At 39.0% G+C, this 19,001-nt stretch carries 18 protein-coding genes and 1 pseudogene; 3 read left to right on the top strand and 16 right to left on the bottom strand.

Translation table 11 applies throughout. From position 1 onward, the window contains the following. Window positions 1–130 precede the first annotated feature (130 nt). Window positions 131–1,900, top strand: a complete 1,770-nt coding sequence (locus CYP43_RS01035) for an aryl-sulfate sulfotransferase (protein WP_103582179.1) — start codon at window positions 131–133, stop codon at window positions 1,898–1,900. Window positions 1,901–1,935: 35 nt separating this feature from the next. On the opposite strand, the gene CYP43_RS01030 is transcribed toward CYP43_RS01035, so the two are convergent. Both CYP43_RS01030 and CYP43_RS09395 read right to left on the bottom strand, forming a co-directional pair. Beyond that, complete coding sequence (locus CYP43_RS01030; RefSeq protein WP_103582178.1) at window positions 1,936–2,286, bottom strand: hypothetical protein; 351 nt, start codon at window positions 2,284–2,286, stop codon at window positions 1,936–1,938. Between the two features lie 74 nt (window positions 2,287–2,360). Further along, on the bottom strand, window positions 2,361–2,564 hold the full coding sequence (locus CYP43_RS09395; RefSeq protein WP_141089831.1) for a hypothetical protein: 204 nt from the start codon (window positions 2,562–2,564) through the stop codon (window positions 2,361–2,363). A gap of 243 nt (window positions 2,565–2,807) precedes the next feature. On the opposite strand from CYP43_RS09395, the gene ilvD reads away from it, so the two are divergent. Together ilvD and rmuC are read left to right on the top strand one after the other, a co-directional pair. Beyond that, complete coding sequence (gene ilvD, locus CYP43_RS01025; RefSeq protein ID WP_103582177.1) at window positions 2,808–4,481, top strand: dihydroxy-acid dehydratase; 1,674 nt, start codon at window positions 2,808–2,810, stop codon at window positions 4,479–4,481. An 80-nt stretch (window positions 4,482–4,561) separates the two neighbouring features. Further along, a complete protein-coding gene (gene rmuC, locus CYP43_RS01020; RefSeq protein WP_103582176.1) occupies window positions 4,562–6,130 on the top strand; it encodes a DNA recombination protein RmuC in 1,569 nt (522 codons plus the stop codon). A 31-nt stretch (window positions 6,131–6,161) separates the two neighbouring features. On the opposite strand, the gene CYP43_RS01015 is transcribed toward rmuC, so the two are convergent. The 14 genes and pseudogenes from CYP43_RS01015 to CYP43_RS00950 all read right to left on the bottom strand — a co-directional run bounded on the left by CYP43_RS01015 (window position 6,162) and on the right by CYP43_RS00950 (window position 18,952). Next, entirely contained in the window at window positions 6,162–6,452 is a 291-nt protein-coding gene (locus CYP43_RS01015; protein ID WP_087584912.1) for a DUF5339 domain-containing protein, read from the bottom strand. Window positions 6,453–6,553: 101 nt separating this feature from the next. Then, window positions 6,554–7,198 carry a ferritin family protein gene (locus CYP43_RS01010; protein WP_021091887.1) on the bottom strand — a complete coding sequence of 215 codons (645 nt, stop codon included), beginning with the start codon at window positions 7,196–7,198 and terminating at the stop codon, window positions 6,554–6,556. 93 nt (window positions 7,199–7,291) lie between these two features. After that, window positions 7,292–7,474, bottom strand: a complete 183-nt coding sequence (locus tag CYP43_RS01005; protein ID WP_345917491.1) for a DUF2798 domain-containing protein — start codon at window positions 7,472–7,474, stop codon at window positions 7,292–7,294. Between the two features lie 38 nt (window positions 7,475–7,512). Next, the gene (locus tag CYP43_RS01000; RefSeq protein WP_103582174.1) at window positions 7,513–8,073 is read right to left on the bottom strand and encodes an NAD(P)H-dependent oxidoreductase; all 561 of its coding nucleotides are present in this window, start codon (window positions 8,071–8,073) and stop codon (window positions 7,513–7,515) included. Between the two features lie 29 nt (window positions 8,074–8,102). Further along, window positions 8,103–9,584, bottom strand: a complete 1,482-nt coding sequence (locus CYP43_RS00995) for a tannase/feruloyl esterase family alpha/beta hydrolase (RefSeq protein WP_258032114.1) — start codon at window positions 9,582–9,584, stop codon at window positions 8,103–8,105. A 99-nt stretch (window positions 9,585–9,683) separates the two neighbouring features. Then, window positions 9,684–10,364, bottom strand: coding sequence for a putative quinol monooxygenase (locus CYP43_RS00990; RefSeq protein ID WP_103582173.1), 681 nt, complete (start codon window positions 10,362–10,364; stop codon window positions 9,684–9,686). Between the two features lie 15 nt (window positions 10,365–10,379). Continuing rightward, window positions 10,380–11,816: a subtype B tannase gene (locus CYP43_RS00985; protein WP_103582172.1), complete on the bottom strand. Its 1,437-nt coding sequence runs from the start codon at window positions 11,814–11,816 to the stop codon at window positions 10,380–10,382. Window positions 11,817–11,885: 69 nt separating this feature from the next. Beyond that, entirely contained in the window at window positions 11,886–12,656 is a 771-nt protein-coding gene (locus CYP43_RS00980; RefSeq protein ID WP_103582171.1) for an SDR family NAD(P)-dependent oxidoreductase, read from the bottom strand. Continuing rightward, a complete protein-coding gene (locus tag CYP43_RS00975) occupies window positions 12,653–13,294 on the bottom strand; it encodes an NAD(P)H-binding protein (RefSeq protein WP_103582170.1) in 642 nt (213 codons plus the stop codon). The genes CYP43_RS00980 and CYP43_RS00975 overlap by 4 nt, the downstream gene beginning before the upstream one ends. Window positions 13,295–13,323: 29 nt before the next feature. After that, window positions 13,324–14,469 (bottom strand): iron-containing alcohol dehydrogenase, encoded by a 1,146-nt coding sequence (locus CYP43_RS00970; RefSeq protein ID WP_103582169.1) that lies wholly within the window; start codon window positions 14,467–14,469, stop codon window positions 13,324–13,326. Window positions 14,470–14,543: 74 nt separating this feature from the next. Then, window positions 14,544–15,218, bottom strand: a complete 675-nt coding sequence (locus CYP43_RS00965) for an anaerobic ribonucleoside-triphosphate reductase activating protein (protein ID WP_103582168.1) — start codon at window positions 15,216–15,218, stop codon at window positions 14,544–14,546. A gap of 84 nt (window positions 15,219–15,302) precedes the next feature. Further along, a pseudogene (locus CYP43_RS00960) lies at window positions 15,303–17,585 on the bottom strand (ribonucleoside triphosphate reductase). A 252-nt stretch (window positions 17,586–17,837) separates the two neighbouring features. Then, window positions 17,838–18,569, bottom strand: coding sequence for a hypothetical protein (locus tag CYP43_RS00955; RefSeq protein WP_103582167.1), 732 nt, complete (start codon window positions 18,567–18,569; stop codon window positions 17,838–17,840). 20 nt (window positions 18,570–18,589) lie between these two features. Then, window positions 18,590–18,952, bottom strand: a complete 363-nt coding sequence (locus tag CYP43_RS00950; protein ID WP_103582166.1) for a hypothetical protein — start codon at window positions 18,950–18,952, stop codon at window positions 18,590–18,592. Between the last annotated feature and the right edge of the window lie 49 nt (window positions 18,953–19,001).

Here is a 19,001-nt window from a genome sequence, read left to right as displayed (position 1 = left end):
TTCTTCTTTTTATTTTTACTCTTTAAAACGACTTCTTTATAAATTTATTTAAGCCACTTTTCATATAAGCGTTAGTTCTGTGTGAAATTTGGGTAGTAAGATATCATTAAATTTTATTAAAGGAGCAAAAATGAGCAAGAATTTCTTAGGTTCTGTTGCCCTTGCGGCTGTTTTGGTTAGTGGTCTTAGTATAGGCATCACGCCACTAGAGGCTGGAGTCCTGGCTCATCACGTAAAGGTTCAAGGCGAGCTTGGATCAGTCTTTATAAATCCTTACGACGTATCACCGCTAACTGCTATCATCGATAGAGCTGGCAAAGACATCAAAGATATCCATGTCAAAGTAAAAGGCAAGCCAGATGGCGGCATCGACATCGACTACAACGTCTCAGAGCATGCTTTGCTTACGCATGATGGTGTGCCTATTTGGGGACTTTATCCTGACTATCTAAATGAAGTAGTCGTAAGCTACACATTTAACGGAGCTAAAAAGGTAGAAACATATAAAATTTACGCCCAGCCTATCGTCACATATAGCCGTGATTTTAGATTTTCTCACATGCAAAAGACTCGCGTCAAAAAGGTCGATCCTGCCTTTAAAAACAGGCTCTATCTCATAAATAACACGATCACAAGCGTCTATAAACCGCTTGATTGGAAAAATGGCGGCGCTGCTAGCTGGAATGACTTTACCGAAAACTACATCGTAGATACTAAAGGCGAGGTTAGATGGTATCTTGACTATCAGAAATTTTACGATCGTAGCGAGAGAAGAGTGATGGATGGAGGCATGATGATGGGCTTTCATCAGCTAAAAAATGGCGATATCAGCTTTGGTATGGCTCAAAGATATCTAAGATATGACCTTATGGGAAAAGAAATTTATAATCGCCCGCTTCCAAGAGGCTACATCGATCTAAGCCATGAAGTTATGCCATTAAAGGACGATCACGTACTTCTTAGAGTTGGCAAATACAACTACCACCACAAAGATGGCAAAATTTCTCACACTATAAGAGATCACATCATCGAGGTCGATAACACCGGCAAAGTGGTCGAAGAGTGGGATCTAAATGAAATTTTTGGAAACAACGTCTACCGCAGCAACCTCATAAAAGCGCTTGATGCAAGAGCCGTTTGCCTAAATATCGACATGGACACAAAAGAGATAAAGATAAGCAACGATCAGCCATTTGGCGACATCACCTCTACTGGCACAGGTAGAAACTGGGCTCACGTAAATTCTATCTCATACGATGAGAGCGACGATAGCATTATCCTCTCACTTCGCCACCAAGGTATCGTTAAAATCGGCCGAGATAAAAAAGTAAAATGGATACTAGCTTCGCCTGAGGGCTGGAGTGAAGAATTTAAAGCCAAAGTGCTAACTCCAGTCGATAGCAAAGGCAATAAGATAAAATGCGAAAACTCAAAATGCGAGGACGAATTTGACTGGTCATGGACTCAGCACACTGCATGGCTAACGCCAAGATACGACAACAAAGGCAGTGTAAAACACCTAAGTGTCTTTGACAATGGCGATGCAAGGGGCATGGAGCAGCCAGCCTTTAAAGAGGATAAATACTCTCGTGCGGTTGAGTATAAGATAGATGAGAAAAAGGGTACGGTAGAGCAAACTTGGCAGTTTGGTAAGGAGCGTGGCTTTGACTTTTATAGCGCAGTTACTAGTAACGTCGAGTGGCAAAATGATAAAAATACCTATTTCATCTCAAGCTCAAATGTAAATTTACTCCGTCCTGACAAGACTATCAAAATGGTCTTAGTTGAGATCGATCCAAAGACAAATGAGATCAAATTTGAGATGGATGTGGACTCTGCTTCAAGAGATGATGTCGCTTATAGGGCGATGGTTATTGATCCGGAGGTATTTAGTTATTAGCAGTATCTGGTGTGAGATTTTTCTCGCACCAGCTTTTAGTTGTTGTTTTGAAATTTATAGATTGCTTCTTTGATTCTAGTAAGGTTAAAATTTATCGCTCGCTCTAGTTCTGGCAAGTCTATATCTTTATCCGCTTCGAATGCTTTTACCATATCGCTTAGCTCTTTTGTCTCATCACTTGCAAGAACTGTGCTTTTAAAATTATCATTGTCTATCTGGTCAAATTTTAAAAAGATCGATACAAATTTATCTTTTAAAATTTCTTTATTTAGCTTTCTATTTTCCAAAGCTTTCTTTGTTCCACCATTTTTATTACAGGTTCTAAATATCGAATCTATTGTTTCATTCACTTCATCAAGTAAAATTTCTATTTTTTCACTTTGCATATAAAACTCTCTTAACTATAAATTAAATTTAAAATAAAAGCTAATCGCTCTTGTTTTGGAGATTAGAAGTTGTTTTACTTCTTCGCGTAAAAAGGAAAAATTAAAGTTGTATTTGTGAAGTTATTTTCATAAAAGTTTGCGCCAGAATTTAAAATTTTAGTTTGCATTGGCATCACTTTTATGCCCTCTATTTTTGCGATCATTTTCTCATCCTTGTTAAAAAATTTTATCGCATTGTATAAATTTTCATAGGTCTTGTAAATTGTACCAGGGTACAATAAAGCCCTATAAATCAATATTTATAACACATTGATAATATTTTTACGTTATTATTTTGCATACTGCTTTGATTAAAATTACCGAAATTTCGTAGCTATTTAGCTCATCCTTTTTGGCTAAATTTTAAAAATTTAATGTGTTATTTATGTAATAAAAAAATTTTTAAATTCGCAAAAATTTTTTAAAATCTTTGATACTTTATATGTGATAAAATCCTCTCAAATTTTAAAAAAGGATCAAATTTGAGAAGCGATATAATCAAAAAAGGCTACACAAGAGCCCCACACCGCTCACTTTTGCGTGCGACTGGGCTAAAAGACGATGACTTTGCTAAACCCTTTATCGGCGTTGCAAACAGCTTTATAGAGATCATTCCTGGGCACTTTTTCTTAAATAAATATGCGCAAATTTTAAAAGATGAAATTCGCAAAAATGGCTGTATTCCATTTGAGTTTAACTGCATCGGCGTGGATGACGGCATCGCGATGGGGCATGGAGGCATGCTATATAGCTTGCCTAGCCGCGAGATCATCGCAAACTCGATAGAAACTGTGATGAACGCTCATGCACTTGACGCACTTGTTTGTATGCCAAACTGCGATAAGATCGTCCCTGGTATGGTTATGGGCGCTTTAAGAGTAAATGTACCGACCGTGTTTGTAAGCGGCGGCCCAATGAAAAAGGGCTACACAAAAGATGGCAAGCCGATTGACCTTGCGACTGCATTTGAGGCGGTTGGTAAATTTGAGACCAAAGAGATAGATGAGGCCGAGCTAAGAGATATCGAGTGCAACGCGTGTCCAAGCGGTGGCAGCTGTAGCGGTATGTTTACGGCAAATTCTATGAACACGCTTTGTGAAGCGATGGGCATAGCACTCCCTGGCAACGGCACTATCCTAGCACTAACTCCGGAGCGTGAGGAGCTCATCAGGCAGGCTGCTCGTAGGATCTGTGAGATCGCACTTGATGAGAAATTTAAAATCAGAAACATACTAAATGAAAAAGCGATCCGCAACGCGCTTGTCGTTGATATGGCAATGGGTGGTAGCAGTAACACCGTCCTTCACATGCTAGCCATCTCAAGAGAGGCTGGCGTAAATTTAGACATCAAAGAGCTAAATAAAATCAGCCAAAACATCGCTCACATCGCTAAGATCAGCCCAAGCTTGCCAAATGTGCATATGGAGGATATCGGCAGAGCTGGTGGCATGAATGCAGTGATAAAAGAAATTTCACGCAGAGATAATGGCATGCTAAATCTAGATAATCTCACAGTTAGTGGCGAAACTCTGGGAGAGCGTGTAAAGGTAAGTGACATCAAAGATGAAAGCATCATTCATAAAGTAGAAAACGCCTATTCGCAAGTTGGTGGACTTGCCATTTTATTTGGAAATTTAGCCGAGCAAGGCTGTGTCATCAAGACAGCTGGCATCGTTGGCGAGCGTAAATTTAGCGGCAAAGCAGTCTGCTTTAACTCACAAGATGAAGCAATAGCTGGCATTTCAAGTGGTAAAGTAGATAAAGGCGATGTCGTCGTCATCCGCTACGAAGGCCCACGCGGAGGCCCTGGCATGCAAGAGATGCTAAGCCCTACTTCACTCATCATGGGACGAGGCCTTGGTGCAGACGTAGCGCTCATCACAGATGGTCGCTTTAGCGGGGCGACAAGGGGTCTAAGTATTGGTCACGTAAGCCCAGAAGCAGCTGAGGGCGGCATGATAGGCTTGCTACAAGATGGCGACATCATCGATATAGACGTCGATAAATACGAGATCAATGTTCGCCTAAGCAAGGCTGAGATCGCAAAGAGAAGAGCAGAATTTAAGCCAGTTGATAAAGCGCTAACCTCTCGCTGGTTAAGGCAATACCGCAAACTAGTTACAAACGCAAGCAACGGAGCAGTGCTAGAAGCATAAAAATTTATTACAAAAGCAAGGAGTAGTCTATTTGCTTTTGTAAAAATATAAAAATTTCTTCATTTTTTTAAGGATACTAAATGCAACAAGATTTCTATTTTTATGCTGCCATATTTTTAGGAGTACTATTTTTGATTGCGATATTTGTCATCTATTCATTTAATAGAGACAAACTCGAGTTAAAGAGAAATTTAGCGCAAAAAGAGCAAGAAAATTTTGAAATTTCATCAAATCTAACAAATTTAGTATCTAAAAATAGTGAAAATCTGCAACTAATCAGCGAGCAAAAAGCAAGGCTTATGTCAAATCACGAGCGAATAGACGAGCTCATCAGTGAGATCGATGCGATAAAAACCAAAATGGTACAAAAAGACGAAGCCGAAGATGCGATGGAGCGCGTGATAAATGAGCTTAAAGAGAGTATCGGTACAGCAAATGAACGAGCTAAAAACAATGAAGCAAATTTTAATGCGGCACTAGCCGAACTAAATCAAAATAAAAATGCTTTAGCTGAAGCAAATGAGAGAGAAAATAGATTAAAACGTGATATGGCTGTGCTTAGAAATGAAATAGAAGCAAAAGAAAATAGCCTAAAAGAGCAAGAGGCAAATTTATTAAAAGTAAAAAATGAGTTAAATTTGGAATTTTCTAATCTTGCAAATAAAATATTTGAAGAAAAAAGTGCAAATTTCACACAAAATAGCCAAAATTCTTTAGATCTTTTACTAAAGCCGCTAAAGGAGCAAATTTCAACCTTTCAAGAGCGCGTAAATGCAGTCCACGACGAATCAGTTAAAGGCATGAGCGCGTTAGGAACGCAGATTAAGCACATAAGTGAAATTGGTATCTCAATGTCAAAAGAGGCAAATTCACTAGCCACTGCACTAAAAGGTAGCAATAAAACACTTGGAAACTGGGGTGAAATACAGCTTGAACGCACATTTGAGGCTTCTGGACTTGTAAAAGATGAGCATTACTTGACACAACAAAATTTCAAGAACGAAGAAGGCAAACGTCTTATTCCTGATTTTATAGTAAAGATACCAGATGGTAAACACCTAATAGTTGATTCTAAAGTCTCACTTATAGCTTACGAAAAGGCTATCACAGCCAGCAATGAGGAGGAGCTAAATTTAGCATTGAAAGAGCATATTGCTTCTATGAAAAATCACATAGATAGTTTAAATAGTAAAAATTACGGCGAGATCGTACCTGATAGCCCTGATTTTGTATTGATGTTTATACCAATTGAGCCAGCATATATCGAGGCTATGAAATTTGATAGTTCCCTTTTTGACTACGCATTTCAAAAGCGCGTAATACTAGTATCTCACACTACGCTTATGCCTATTCTTCGCACAGTGGCAAATTTATGGCGCATAGAGCGTGGCAATGAAGAGGCCAAAAATATCGTAAAGAGTGCGATTAAAATTTATGATAAAGTCCGCAATGTGGCCGAGCATATGAATAGACTTAGCAATACACTAAATACTGCAAATAAACATTTTAACGCCCTTGCATCAAGTTTTAGTGGTAGAGATGGTCTTGTTAGTAGACTTGAAAATTTTAAACGCTTGTCTCCAGATGAGCAAAAAGATATAGAAGTAAAAGAGATCGGTGTAAATAACGAATTAGAAAAAGAGAATTAGGATATGGCTAGAAAAACTAGCCATAAAAAATTTATTTTAAAAGACCTTGTTTTTTCATTTGTTCCATTACTTGAGCAAACATCTCTTTAGCTTGTTTGCAAGTAGCGTCTTGTTGCTCTTTTGGAAGTGCAGCAAGTTGATCCATTGATTGTTTCTTTTGATCTTCATAAATTTTTACTTGTTGCTCTTGTCCAGCTTGTTTGTAAGCTTCGACCATTTTGTCGATGTCTGAGAAGTATGATTTGCAAGTATCTGTAAGATCTGCAGCGTTTAGGCTTAGTGCAAAGCCAAGAGTAGCTAAAACTAAAAGTGATTTTTTCATCTCTTTCTCCTTGTGAAAATTTGAAAGGATTGTATCATTTTTATAATATTTTATGACTTAAATTAATAGCCAAGACAAGTGTCTTGGCTATTTTTGGCTTTTTAGCCTAGAAATTCGCGTTTAAAATACTCTTTTGGAGCTTTGCAAAGTGGGCAAGCACCTGGAGCTTTTTTGCCTCTGTGAACGTGTCCGCACACCTCACAAACCCAGATATCTTCCTCGTCGCTCTCAAAAAAGCCCTCTTCATCAAGCATCTTTTTAAGCTCTAGATATTCTCTTTCATGCTCAACCTCGACCTTGCCGATCGCGTTAAATAGCCTTTCAACATCTCTTAACTCTTCTTCTTTTGCGATCTTTGCAAAGTCTGGATACATCGTCGTATGCTCGTAGTTTTCGCCAGCTGCCGCATCAAGTAAATTTTTATCCATCTTATCGATCGGATCGTTCATTAGCTCGTGATATTTTTTAAACTCCGCTCTTGCGTGCCATTTTTCATTTTCAGCTGCTTCGTAAAAGTGTCTAGCAATAGCATGATAGCCTGCTTCTTTGGCTAGGTCGCCGTAAAGCTCGTACTTGTTTCTAGCTTGCGACTCGCCAGCAAATGCCTTCATCAAATTTACCGCTGTTAAATTTTCAGTCACGCACTTCATCTCTTCGCCGCAACAGGTTAGTGTACCGCCGCCAACTTTTTGTACCTCGATCTCGTTGCCGCATTTTTCGCATTTGTATGTTTCGTACTGTCTCATTTTGACTCCTATTTTGATAAATTTTGATTGGATTATAACCAAATAATTAAAATAAGTAAATAATAATTTTTATTGATAACGTATATTATTATTTTATTTTTTACATAAAATTTGTGTGAGTTTTGTTACAAATGGAGAGACTAGCAAAAGCACTGGATACGCTACCGCAAAGGCTTTAATGTAAGCAGTTAGCCAAATTTTAACAAAGCCATCAATAAAACCAAGGTTTAGATATGTCAGCACAAATGACATAAAAAACGCCATAAATGCTGACATTATAAACGCAAAAACATATTTATAAAATTTTGCTGGTATCATGAAATTTTACCTATCAGCTCGCCTAGCCTCTTTGCATGATCGAGCGCCTTTTGCCTCATCAAAGTAAGCTTTGCCTCATCGTGCCTGCTCTGATATGATAGCCCTCCGCTATAAACATAGCCTGCAAACTCCATGCCGCACATATTTGCTAGAGCCCTAAGTGGCGGCAGAAACTCCTCTATCTCGTATCGCTGAAGCGCTTCTTTTTTATAAAGCTCTTCAGGCGCGCCAGAAGTAAATGAAAGCACCAGCTTTTTGCCACGTAGCTTATCTCCCTTGCTGCCATGAGAGAAGCCATGAACTAGCACGTCCTCAAACCACTTTTGTAAAAGCGATGGCACACCGTACCAGAAAAATGGATAAACAAGTACGATCACATCAGCCTTTACTAGCTTTTCTTGCTCAGCTTTTACATCGATAGCGTAGTTTTTATAAAGCTCGCTTAGTATGTCAAATTTAGCCTCTGGCAGGTGCTTTTTTAGCTCGCCTAAAATGATCTTATTTGCAAAGGAATTTTCAAGGTCGGTGTGACCTGATACGACTAAAATTTCACTCATTTTTACCCCTTAAATTTACTTTCTTAAATTTACTTGCAAACAAAGCTACTAGCTTTGCTCGTGTCGCCACCCACGTATGTAGCCACCTTTGGATAGGCACACACTAGAAATTCCTTGTCAGCGTAGCTCTTGCTTTTTGCTAGCATACTCTTTGGCGCTTCACCCTTTTCGTGCCACGCTTCAAGCGCACTAAGCGGATCCACGTCATCTATGCCGTTACCGCCACCGCAGTGGTTCATCCCAGGTAGCGCAAAAAATGCCGCGAAATTTTGGCTATTTTTATTATCAGCCTCTAGCTTTTTAAACCAATCCCTTTGATCTTTTGCTGAGAAGACTGGGTCTGAAACGCCAGTTACTATTATGAGCTTGCCGCCATTTGCGCTAAATGTGCTAAGGTTTGTTGAGATGGCGTCATTTATCGCCGCAGTCTCGAAAGTCTTTGGCGTGTCTTTGTCAAAGTCAAAATTTATCGTGTCAAAATTTGGCTGCGCTGGCGTTAAAAAGTAGTAGTTCACCGAGCCGCTTGAAAGCGTGATGTTTCTAGCGTTTGGCTTAGCACTTTGTGAGTCGCCTAGCTTCCACTGCCTCCAGCCCTCAGCGCTCACGCCTGAGTCATAAAACCAGCCGCTATAAATTTGCTCGCCCTTGCTGTTTTTGGCTCCGTTAAAGATTTTCTCTATCGCCTCTATCTTTTGCTTCGCTAAATTTAGACCTTTTGGATCAAATTTGCATGCTTCCCACGCATTTATGATCCCATCTTTTAGTCCGTCTAAGGCGTCACATTTTTCTAGTACGGCGTGGCTTAGCTTCTCAAGGTCATCCTTAGTTAGGGTATTTGCGAAAATTTTCTCGCCTTTTTCATTTTTCGGAGCTATCTTCATAAGGGCTTGGTTGTCCCACTGCTGAGCGATCGCCGCGCGAGATAGCCTAAAGCCAGGGTTTGCAGCGATGACGCCGTCAAATTCTAGTGGATAGCGCTGGGCCGCTATGAGTGCCGCCCTGCCGCCATTTGAGCAGCCCATGAAGTAGCTATGTTTTGGCTTTTTGGCGTATGCGGCAGCTAAAATTTGCTTAGATGCATCTGTGACCTTGCCGATCGCCTGATAGGCGTAGTCTAGCCTTGCTTGCTGATCTAGTCCAAACTCAGCCGTTGGCTTTGGGTGACCTGAGTTTGTAGTAACTACCGCGTAATCTCTAAGAAGCGCTGGCGTGGCTGTGCTTGTGCGTATCGGCACCGCGCCAAGAGCAGGCGCTACAAAGCCGTCCATACCGCCCCCACCTTGAAACAAAAACTTCTCATTCCACTGCTCTGGCAGCCTTAGCTCGTAATCAATCGCATACTCTTTGCCATCACTGCCGGTGCGCTTATAGAGTTTGCCATGCACCACGCAGTGAGGCTTTGCTTTGATAGTGTTTTTACTACCACCAGTTAGCGCAGACATCTTATCGGCTGATACTTCGCCGCTCTCATTCCACACCGCGTCTATCATCTCGTTGTTTAAAATTTTCACATCTTTTAAACTCTCACATCCAGCCCTATCAAGGGCAAAAGCCGTGCTACTAACAAGCGCTAGTGCGCAAAAAAAGTGAAATTTTCTTCATAACATCTCCTAAAATTTTATCTTGCTAAATGAGGTCTCGTTCTTAAGACCAAAGCCGTCAAATTCATCTATTAGCCCAGCTCGCTCTTTGGCATAAGCTTTGTAGTTTTCGCTGTGGCGGTAGCTCTCAAAGCTAGCCTCGTCTTTGTAAATTTCAACCAGCACCCATTTGCTAGGTGCCTCTTTTTGACTAAAGGCAAACTGCGCGTAAGCGCCCTCATCTACACTTTTTTGCATATATTTTTTGATGATCTTTTCAAATTTCGCATCGCTTTTTGCCTTAAGGCTTAAATTTGTAATGTGAAAGTAGGCATCTTTTAGACGCTCTGGCGTTAAATTTTTTGAAATCACAGCCCGTTTTTTCACGTTTATAGCCTTTTTACTAGCTAAAATTTCAGCGCTTGCACCTACAAATTTCTTAAAATGCGCCGAGCTTATATGCTTTTTATAAGCCGCCTCATCCTCGTAAAACTCAAGCACATAAAACAACTCCGGCTTACTCTTTGCGCTCATAAAAAAGATCGCCTGCGTGCCTGGCTCACTCTTTGAGCTTAGTATTTTTTCCCTGCCAAGCTGCTTTAGCAAGCTATTGTTATTTGGCGTTGAAAGCAGCTCATATAAGCTCACTTTCGCTTCCGCCCCAAAGACAAAAGCCGCCAAAACCGCTAGTAAAAATAGCTTTTTTATCATCAAATTTCCTTAAATTTATTTCTCAACCACTCTTTTCATCCAAGCAAAAAGCTCGTCTAAGTCGTAGTCACCGCCGTGTCCTTGTCCCCAGACCGCTTCGAAATCAACCTCTTTGCCAGCATTTTTAAGCGAGAGAGCGAGCATAGCAGGCACGGCAAGGGCTAGGTCGGTGTCGTTTGTGCCCTGCCTTATTCGGTAAAATTTTGCCGCCTCTTTATTTTTAGCGTAGTTCATAGCATTCATCATCTTTATAACGCCAGCATCCGCCATCTCGCCGCCACTTCGCTCTTTTGCAAATTTAGTAAAGTGCTTTGCAGGCGTTTTGCTGTCACCAAAGAGATCGTTTTCAGGGTTTTCTAGCCCAAATCCGTCAAAGGCAACCACCTCTTTAGCGCGTTTTAGCGAAGCGATGAAGTCTTCAAGCTTAAATGTATATCCAAGCGAGCAGCCCTGCGTATCAAGAGTTATAAATTTAGGCATGAACGTGTTTTTGTCGCTACTTTTTGTAGCGGTAAATGCCTTTGAGATGAGAGCGTTTATATACTCTTTGAAGCTACCCTCGCCGTTTTCGTCAAGGCTTAGCACGTGGCCTTTGGCGTCTTTTAAATTTAGCGAGTTTAGATAGGCTGGAAATTTGCTCTTTAGCTCGCGCGAGAGCTCTTTTTGCGTGGCGTTTAGCTCGCCTGTGATAGTCTTTGGCTTTTTGCTCCTGTCGTTAAAGCTGGCCGCATCAAAGCTTGAAAAATCAATACTTTCAAATTTATCCAAATCCCCAAACATCCACTCATACGCCTCATCTTCATGCTCTAAATTTGTAACAGGACAGTAGGCTGAAGCGGCGTAAATTTGATCGTCCGCCTTTGCAGCGCCTAGCCCTTTAAGATATGGCTCGTACTCTTTTGCGCTGGAGCTTGTGCCAAGAAGTGCTGACATCGCGCCGCCTGCGCTCGTACCGTTTGAGATGATCTTATTTGCGTCGCCTGGCATAAATTTGTCGTTAAATTTAAGATATCTAACGGCCGCTTTTAGATCGACTATCATGGCTGGCGCTTTGCCGATAAATTTCTCGCCATCTTTTAGCGTCCTACCCCTAGCGCCAACGCTTGCCACGACGTAGCCTCTAAGAAGCGCTTCAAGAGTGGCATTTGGCTTTTCGTTCTGGATTTCTGGTTTTGGTGGCATTGCGCTCATATAGCCGCCAATAGCATTTGGCATAAAAATGGCCGTCTTTTGGTCGCTAAATTTATCCTCTGGCACATAAAAATTTAGCACCTGATAGTCACTAACTGGCTTTGCCACATAGACTATGCCCTCATAAGCTCTAAATTTAAGTATCCTATCGCCAACTTGCACGCTTTTTAGCTCAAACTTGCTCTCGTCAAATTTAAGTTCATTTCCAAAGCAAGCACCTACTAAACAAACCCCTAAAATAGCAACTCTAACGCCTTTCATGATCTGCCTTTTTTTTGTCCTACTTTTTTGCTTTACTAGCCTTGGCGTAGGCTACCAGGGCTTTAGCGCCTAGTTATCTTTTGGCTCGTATTTGATAGCGTAGTCAAATTTTGGCTTGCTTAAACTAAACTCAAAGCTATCTCTATCCACCGAGCCAACGCAGTAATGGCTATCATAAAGTCGAAGCAAAAACTCCGCCATCTGCTCGCTCGTGTGATACTTTTTAAACGCTTTGTCGTAGTCGTAGCTCTCTTTGCTAGTTGCCACCATGCCAAATTCTGTTTTTGTGGCAGCTGGAGCTAGCACTTTTGCCTGCATTTTTGCCTGCTTGTCCTGTGCTAGCTCGTGGTAAAGCCCCTCGCTAAAGGCACTTACGAAAAATTTGCTAGCGCAGTATGTGACCGCGTTTGGCACGATCTTGTAGCCGCCTATCGAAGAGATGTTGATGAGCTGCGTATCTTTGTCTTTATATTTTTTCGTAAAGAGCGTTGAGAGCGTCACAAGTGAGATGATGTTTAAATTTATCATCTGCGTGATTTTTTCTAAATTTTGCTCGCCGACCTTGTTGTAGTCGCCAAAGCCAGCGTTATTTATAAGTGCTTTTAGCTCATATTTTTCTAAATTACGCCAAAGAGATATGGCATTTTCTTGCTTTGAGAGATCACAAATCTCTATGACAACATCAACACCCGAAAATTTAGCTATCTCGCTTTTTAGCTCCTCTAAAAGCTCGCCACGCCTTGCAATAAGGATCAAATTCTCCCCACGCTTTGCAAATGCCTTTGCCACGGCAGCTCCTATGCCTGAGCTTGCTCCGGTGATGGCGATATATCTTTTCACTTCACATACTCCATCGGACTATAAATTTTGACACCCTCGCTGTGGTCATCTTGCGCTACTTGCACGATCACTTTAGCGATATCAGCTGCCCTCATCGGACGATACTCGTCAAAAAAGCCTTTTGGGATAAATTTAAACGCCTTTATCGCCAGATACTCGCCAAGCCTAAAGTCCTTTCTCTCAGCCTCAATAAGCGGCAGCCTAACGATGTGAAATGAGCTATATCCAAGCTCTTTTATCTTTGCTTCTGCTTGACCTTTTGCCTTTAGGTAAAACGAGCCTGACTTTCTGCTAGCACCTGCGGCCGAGAGTAAAACAAAGCGTTTTGCGCCGCACTCCAAGCCAAATTTTGCAAAATTTAGTGGATAGGTCACATCGACTTTGTAAAACTGCTCTTTGTGCTTTGCCACCTTCATCGTCGTGCCAAGCGCGCAAAAGACATCATCAGCGATAAATGGCACCTCATCTTTTAGCTCGTCAAAATTTATTACTTTTACTTCAAGCTTTTCGTGAGTAAATTCTAGCTCATGCCTAGCAAGGGCGATAACCTTGTTGTAATGCTCGCTCGCACATAAATTTTTTAAAATCTCACTTCCCACAGCACCGCTAGCTCCAGCTATAAGGGCGATCTTTTTCATATCTTTCCTTTGTAAAATTTAGATAAATTCTATCTCGATAAGGCAAAAATTTCACTTATTGCCTCTTTTGTATAAATTTGCTCCAAGCCCCTGCCCTTGGCATAATCATAAACTAGAGCCATGATCTCATCTAAATTTGTATCATCAACTCCGATTTCAATAAGACTTGTTGGCGTGCCAACCTTACTAAACCACTCTTTTAATTTCTCTATGCCTGCGTCTGCGTCATCTACGCCAAAAATTTCTTTGCCAAAGCGCTTAAATGCCTCTAAATTTCTACTCTTATACCACTTCATCCAAGCTGGCATCACGACACTTAGCCCAGCTCCATGCGCACAATCAACCACCGCACCTATGGCGTGCTCGATCATGTGATTTGGATATGAGTAGCCAGCTGTGCCAACGTAAGTTAAGCCATTTAGCGCCATCGTAGCAGCCCAGGCAAACTCGCCTCTAGCATCATAGTTTTCTGGCTCTTTTAGTAAAATTTCTGTCGTTTTTATAACGGTTTTTATATTTGCTTCGATGTATAAATTTATGATCTCAGGCTGAATGCTCGCTGTAAAGTATCCCTCGATGCTGTGAGCAATGATGTCTGAGGCTGAATAGACCAAATACTCTTTGCTCACGCTTGCTTGAAGAAGTGGATTTATCACTGAGACTTTTGGGTAAAGACATGCTCCGTGCATAGCAAATTTCTGTTTCGTGGCTTCATTTGTGACGACCGAGCCGCCGTTCATCTCTGAACCAGTTGCAGCTAGAGTTATGATGTCAAAGATCATAAGTGCCTCTTTTGGACTTTTACCAGTAAAAAAGTCCCAAACGTCGCCGTTATACTTCACACCTGCAGCCACAGCCTTTGCCGTGTCAAGCACTGAGCCACCGCCTATGGCTAGCACACTATCGACACCTTGCTTTTTAGCTAAATTTATAGCCTCATTTACCTTGCTTAGCACTGGGTTTGACTTCACACCGCCTATCTTGCAAAACTCGATACCATTTGCACTTAGGCTCTTTGCTGCCACATCAAAAAGACCATTTTGTTTGATCCTATCGCTGCCATAGATGATAAGCGTCTTTTTAACACCAAATTCTTTCATGTATTTGCCGATATTTTGCTCTTTATCTTTGCCAAATTCTATTTTTGTAGGATTTAAAAAGCTAAAATTTTGCATATTTTCTCCTTATTAGTTTTAATGATTATAGTTTTGCAAAGCAAAAATTTTTGTTAAAAATAATGAGTAGAAATTTAAAAATTTCTTAGTTTAATAGGAAGTTTTGAGATGATTTTTTTCGGATCAAAGCTACTTTTAGCATCAACTAAATTTCCAAAATTTTCACCTGTGCTAAGGAATTTTTGCAAATAATAATTGCCTCTATATCCAAGGTCATAAAGAATTTCAGACATCAAAGAAATATCTGTTTCATCTAAAAAATCTGCATGCACGGTTGTTCTTACTTCAAAATCAAAATTTATCTCAAGCAGATATTTTAGTGTGCTAATAAATTTTTCATATAAATTTGAGCCAGTTATGCCCGTAAATTTCTCTTTTGGCGCTTTAAAATCAAGTGCGATATAATCAATCAGTCCCTCGCCTATCGCCTCTTTTAAAATCTCAATATGAGAGCCATTTGTATCGACCTTTAGGCAAAAATTTCTTGACTTAACCTCTCTTGCAAGTTTTAAAAATAAAGGATTTGCCGTGCATTCGCCACCGCTAAAGACGATGCCATTTAGCTTACCTATACGGCGGTCTAAAAAGTTACAAACCTCATCCATTTCTATATTGCCATTTGAATTTACAACTTCTATATTGTAGCAATACACGCATCGCATATTACAGCCTGCAAACCAAACTACCGCAGCCACTTTGTCTGGATAATCAAGCGTAGTAAATGGCGTTATACTAAAGACTTTATGCAAATTTATGGACCTTTTGAGATTTAAAAGGCACAGAAGATTGTGCCTTTTTTATTTGAGTTTTTATGTTTTTATTAGCTGCGGTGATTATCTTTTGCAGCAACTCGCGTATTCGTCAAATTTAATACGCTCTTTATGCTCACCTTTTTTACCAAGGTTAAAGCTCTCAACTGGGCGATGATAACCCATAACACGAGTATAGACTACGCATTTTGTGCGTTTGTCTTGTACTTTTTCCAAAATTTCTTTTTCTGTCATTTCCTCTCCTTATTTGGAATTGTTTTTCTCTTTTTCTATTAATTCTGCATCACAAAGCGGACAAAATTCATGCTCTCCAGCAATGTATCCATGCTTTGAACAAACGCTAAACACAGGCGTTATCGTGATATATGGAAGCTTATAATTTGAGATTATGCTCTTTACAAGCTCCTTGCAAGCTTTAGGTGAGCTGATCCTTTCTTTCATATAAAGGTGAAATACTGTGCCACCAGTGTATGAAGTCTGAAGATCATCTTGTAAATCAAGCGCCTCGTAAGCATCATCTGTAAAATTTGCTGGAAGCTGAGTTGAGTTTGTGTAGTAAATATTCTCCCCGCCACCTGCTTGGATGATGTCTGGATAGCGCTTTTTATCCTCTTTGGCAAAGCGGTATGTTGTGCCCTCAGCTGGAGTCGCCTCAAGGTTATATAAATTTCCAGTTTCTTCTTGAAATGTCCTTATCTTATCGCGCAAAAACTCAACCATCTCAATAGCAAAATCTCGTCCAAATTTTGTTGAGATATTCTCTTTATCATTTGTGAAATTTCTAAGAAGCTCGTTCATGCCATTTATGCCAATCGTGCTAAAGTGGTTATTAAAGTGCTTTAGATATCTAGCCGTATAAGGATAAAGCCCTCTGTCATACATCTCTTGTATAAATTTGCGCTTTTTTTCAAGTGTCGATTTAGCAAGCTCCAAAAGATAACTTAGCCTGTTATAAAGTGCGACTTTATCGCCTTTGAAGTTGTATCCTAGGCGAGCTAAATTTATAGTGACGACGCCGATTGAGCCTGTCATCTCAGCACTACCAAAAAGACCACCACCTCGTTTTAAAAGCTCTCTTAGATCAAGTTGCAAACGGCAGCACATAGAGCGAACATGTCCTGGTTTGTAGGCTTTTTCGTTTTCTATCTTATTGCCATTTTCGTCATAAGTGTATTGTGAGCCGATAAAATTTTGAAAGTAGCTTGAGCCCATTTTGGCAGTATTTTCAAAGAGTACATCCGCTACTTCACTATCCCAGTCAAAATCCTCTGTGATATTTACCGTTGGTATAGGAAATGTGAAAGGCTGCGAGCACTTATCGCCAGCTGTTAAAACCTCGTAAAATGCCTTATCTATGCGTGCCATTTCAGGCTCGAAGTCCTTGTAGGTCATATCGATCAAATTTTTTCTGCCACGCTCGTTTGCTTTTTTCAAAATTTTTTCATCTTTTACGTTTGTAAAGAGGTGTATATCATCGCTCGTTGGGATCTGATCTCTTAGGTCGCTTGGGCAAGTGATGTCTATGGTTACGTTTGTAAATGGACTTTGTCCCCAGCGTGCAGGCACATTTAGGTTGAAAATAAAGCTAGTTATCGCCTTTTTGATCTCAGCGTCACTTAGATCATCTTTAAAAACATAAGGCGCAAGGTAGGTATCAAAGCTAGAAAACGCCTGAGCACCAGCCCATTCACTTTGTAAAATTCCTAAGAAATTTGCCATTTGATAAAGTGCTTCTCTAAAGTGTTTTGGTGCTTTACTCTCAACTCTACCACGAACGCCGTTAAAGCCCTCATTTAGCAAGGCTCGCAAACTCCAGCCAGCGCAGTACCCTGTAAGGCAGTCAAGGTCATGGATGTGGTAGTCGCCATTTCTATGAGCAAGACCTTCTTCTTTGCTATAAACAGCGTCTAGCCAGTAGTTTGCGATGACTTTGCCAGCAGTATTGTTGATAAGTCCTGCATTTGAGTAGCTTGTGTTTGAGTTTGCAGAAATTCTCCAGTCGGTGCCATTTATATACTCATTTATCGTTTGAGTTGAATTTATGTAAGTCGTATCGTCATTTAGGCCTAAAATTTGCTCACGTTGAAGCTTGTGGGTATGACGGTAGAGCATAAAGCTCTTTAAAACGTCGAAATATCCGCTATTAAATAGCTCTTTTTCGATCGCATCTTGGATGTCTTCGACTGTTATCGCGCTTGATTTTTGAAAGATATCTTGGACAACATTTGTAAAAACTTTCTCATCATAAGCTAGATTTTCGCTAGCAAATGCTTTTTTTATCGCATCTACTATCTTATATGCTACAAATTCTTGTCTTGTGCCATCTCTCTTCAAAATCTCACGCATTATTCGCTCTTTCTTCTAAATTTTTCAATATAAAGTTTAAAAGTATAGGACAAGAAAGCTTAAACAATAGATAACTATTTTATTTTGTTTAATAATATTTATCAAAAAATATAAAATTTTAGAGAGTTTTCTTAAGTATATTTTTACGTGTTTTAAGTATATTAAACTAAAATTTGATTATTTTTACTTAAATAATTATTTTAATTTTATTTTTTAAAAATAGTATATTAATTAGACTATATAGCATTATGGCTATTTAATTTTATAGATATCCAGAATATATTTTTCTATATCTGCTTCGCTTGGCGGAGATAATAATTTTTGAGTTTTTAATTGTTTTATATCTATTTTTCCATATATAAGATCCAACATATCAAATTCCATTTCTAAAATAATAAATTTATTATCTAACCATTTTGCAAAAAAGAGATATTCTATATGTGAACTAATATTCTCTTCACAATTACTATATTCTTCTACTGCTTTTGCTATTTCGCCACTATCCTGCATATATTTTATGGTGCTATCACTCCAATTATTATCTTTTATATTCATTTCTATAAACTCTTTTTCGTAAACTTTTTTACATATATCGACAAATCTTTGCTTTGCTTCTACTGCTTTTAAAAAACTATCTTTCCATAATTTATAATCAGGTTCTTGAATATGCAAAATTTCTTGATATTTTTTCATGTTAGATGAATATATTTTTATTATATTTTGATAATTATCTCTTTCTGAAATACTTTTAGCATTATCTAAATACTTGTATAATGCATTAAGTTCTTGTCCTATTTTATCAATTGGCAAGATCAGAGTTTTTTTTAAATTTTGTTCAATATTATTAATATTTTTTATTTTAAAAATATTAGAGATATTTTTATCGAGCAATAAGTCAGACAACATACTTTTATGAGAAATATATTTAATTGTTGTATTTGTATATAAATTTTTTATATCTATTAAATTTTGTTTAGCAACCAACTCTTTATTTTTTAGATCTTTTATATTTTTTCATACACTTCCATTTGTTGAATTAAGTCGTTATTGGTGTTTTTAAGCTCGTTTTCTTTCTTGTTAAGTTCGGCTATTCTAATATTGGTCACATTAAGTTCATTTGATTTCTTTAATAATTCTTTGCTAATTTTTTGATTTTCGATGGTAATATTTTGTTCTTTTTCGTTTAATATAGCTACTTGTTTTTCTAGCATTTTAATTTCGAATGTTGGTTTGATTGTATAAATATATCCGTATATGGCAGTTATTGCAACAATAATAGTTGCAATATTGCCAAGAATAGAATAAGTATCTTTATTTTTTAAAATTCTATAAACGTATTTTATAAAATACAACAACCATACTTTCATAGCTTTATTACTCCAAAATAAGAAAACAAATCAAACATCTTTGTGAAAA

This window comes from Campylobacter concisus, assembly GCF_002913045.1.
GTDB classification, from domain to species: domain Bacteria; phylum Campylobacterota; class Campylobacteria; order Campylobacterales; family Campylobacteraceae; genus Campylobacter_A; species Campylobacter_A concisus_AP.
The sequence above is the reverse complement of the archived record's forward strand: the minus strand, read 5'-3'. Positions and strand labels throughout refer to the sequence as shown.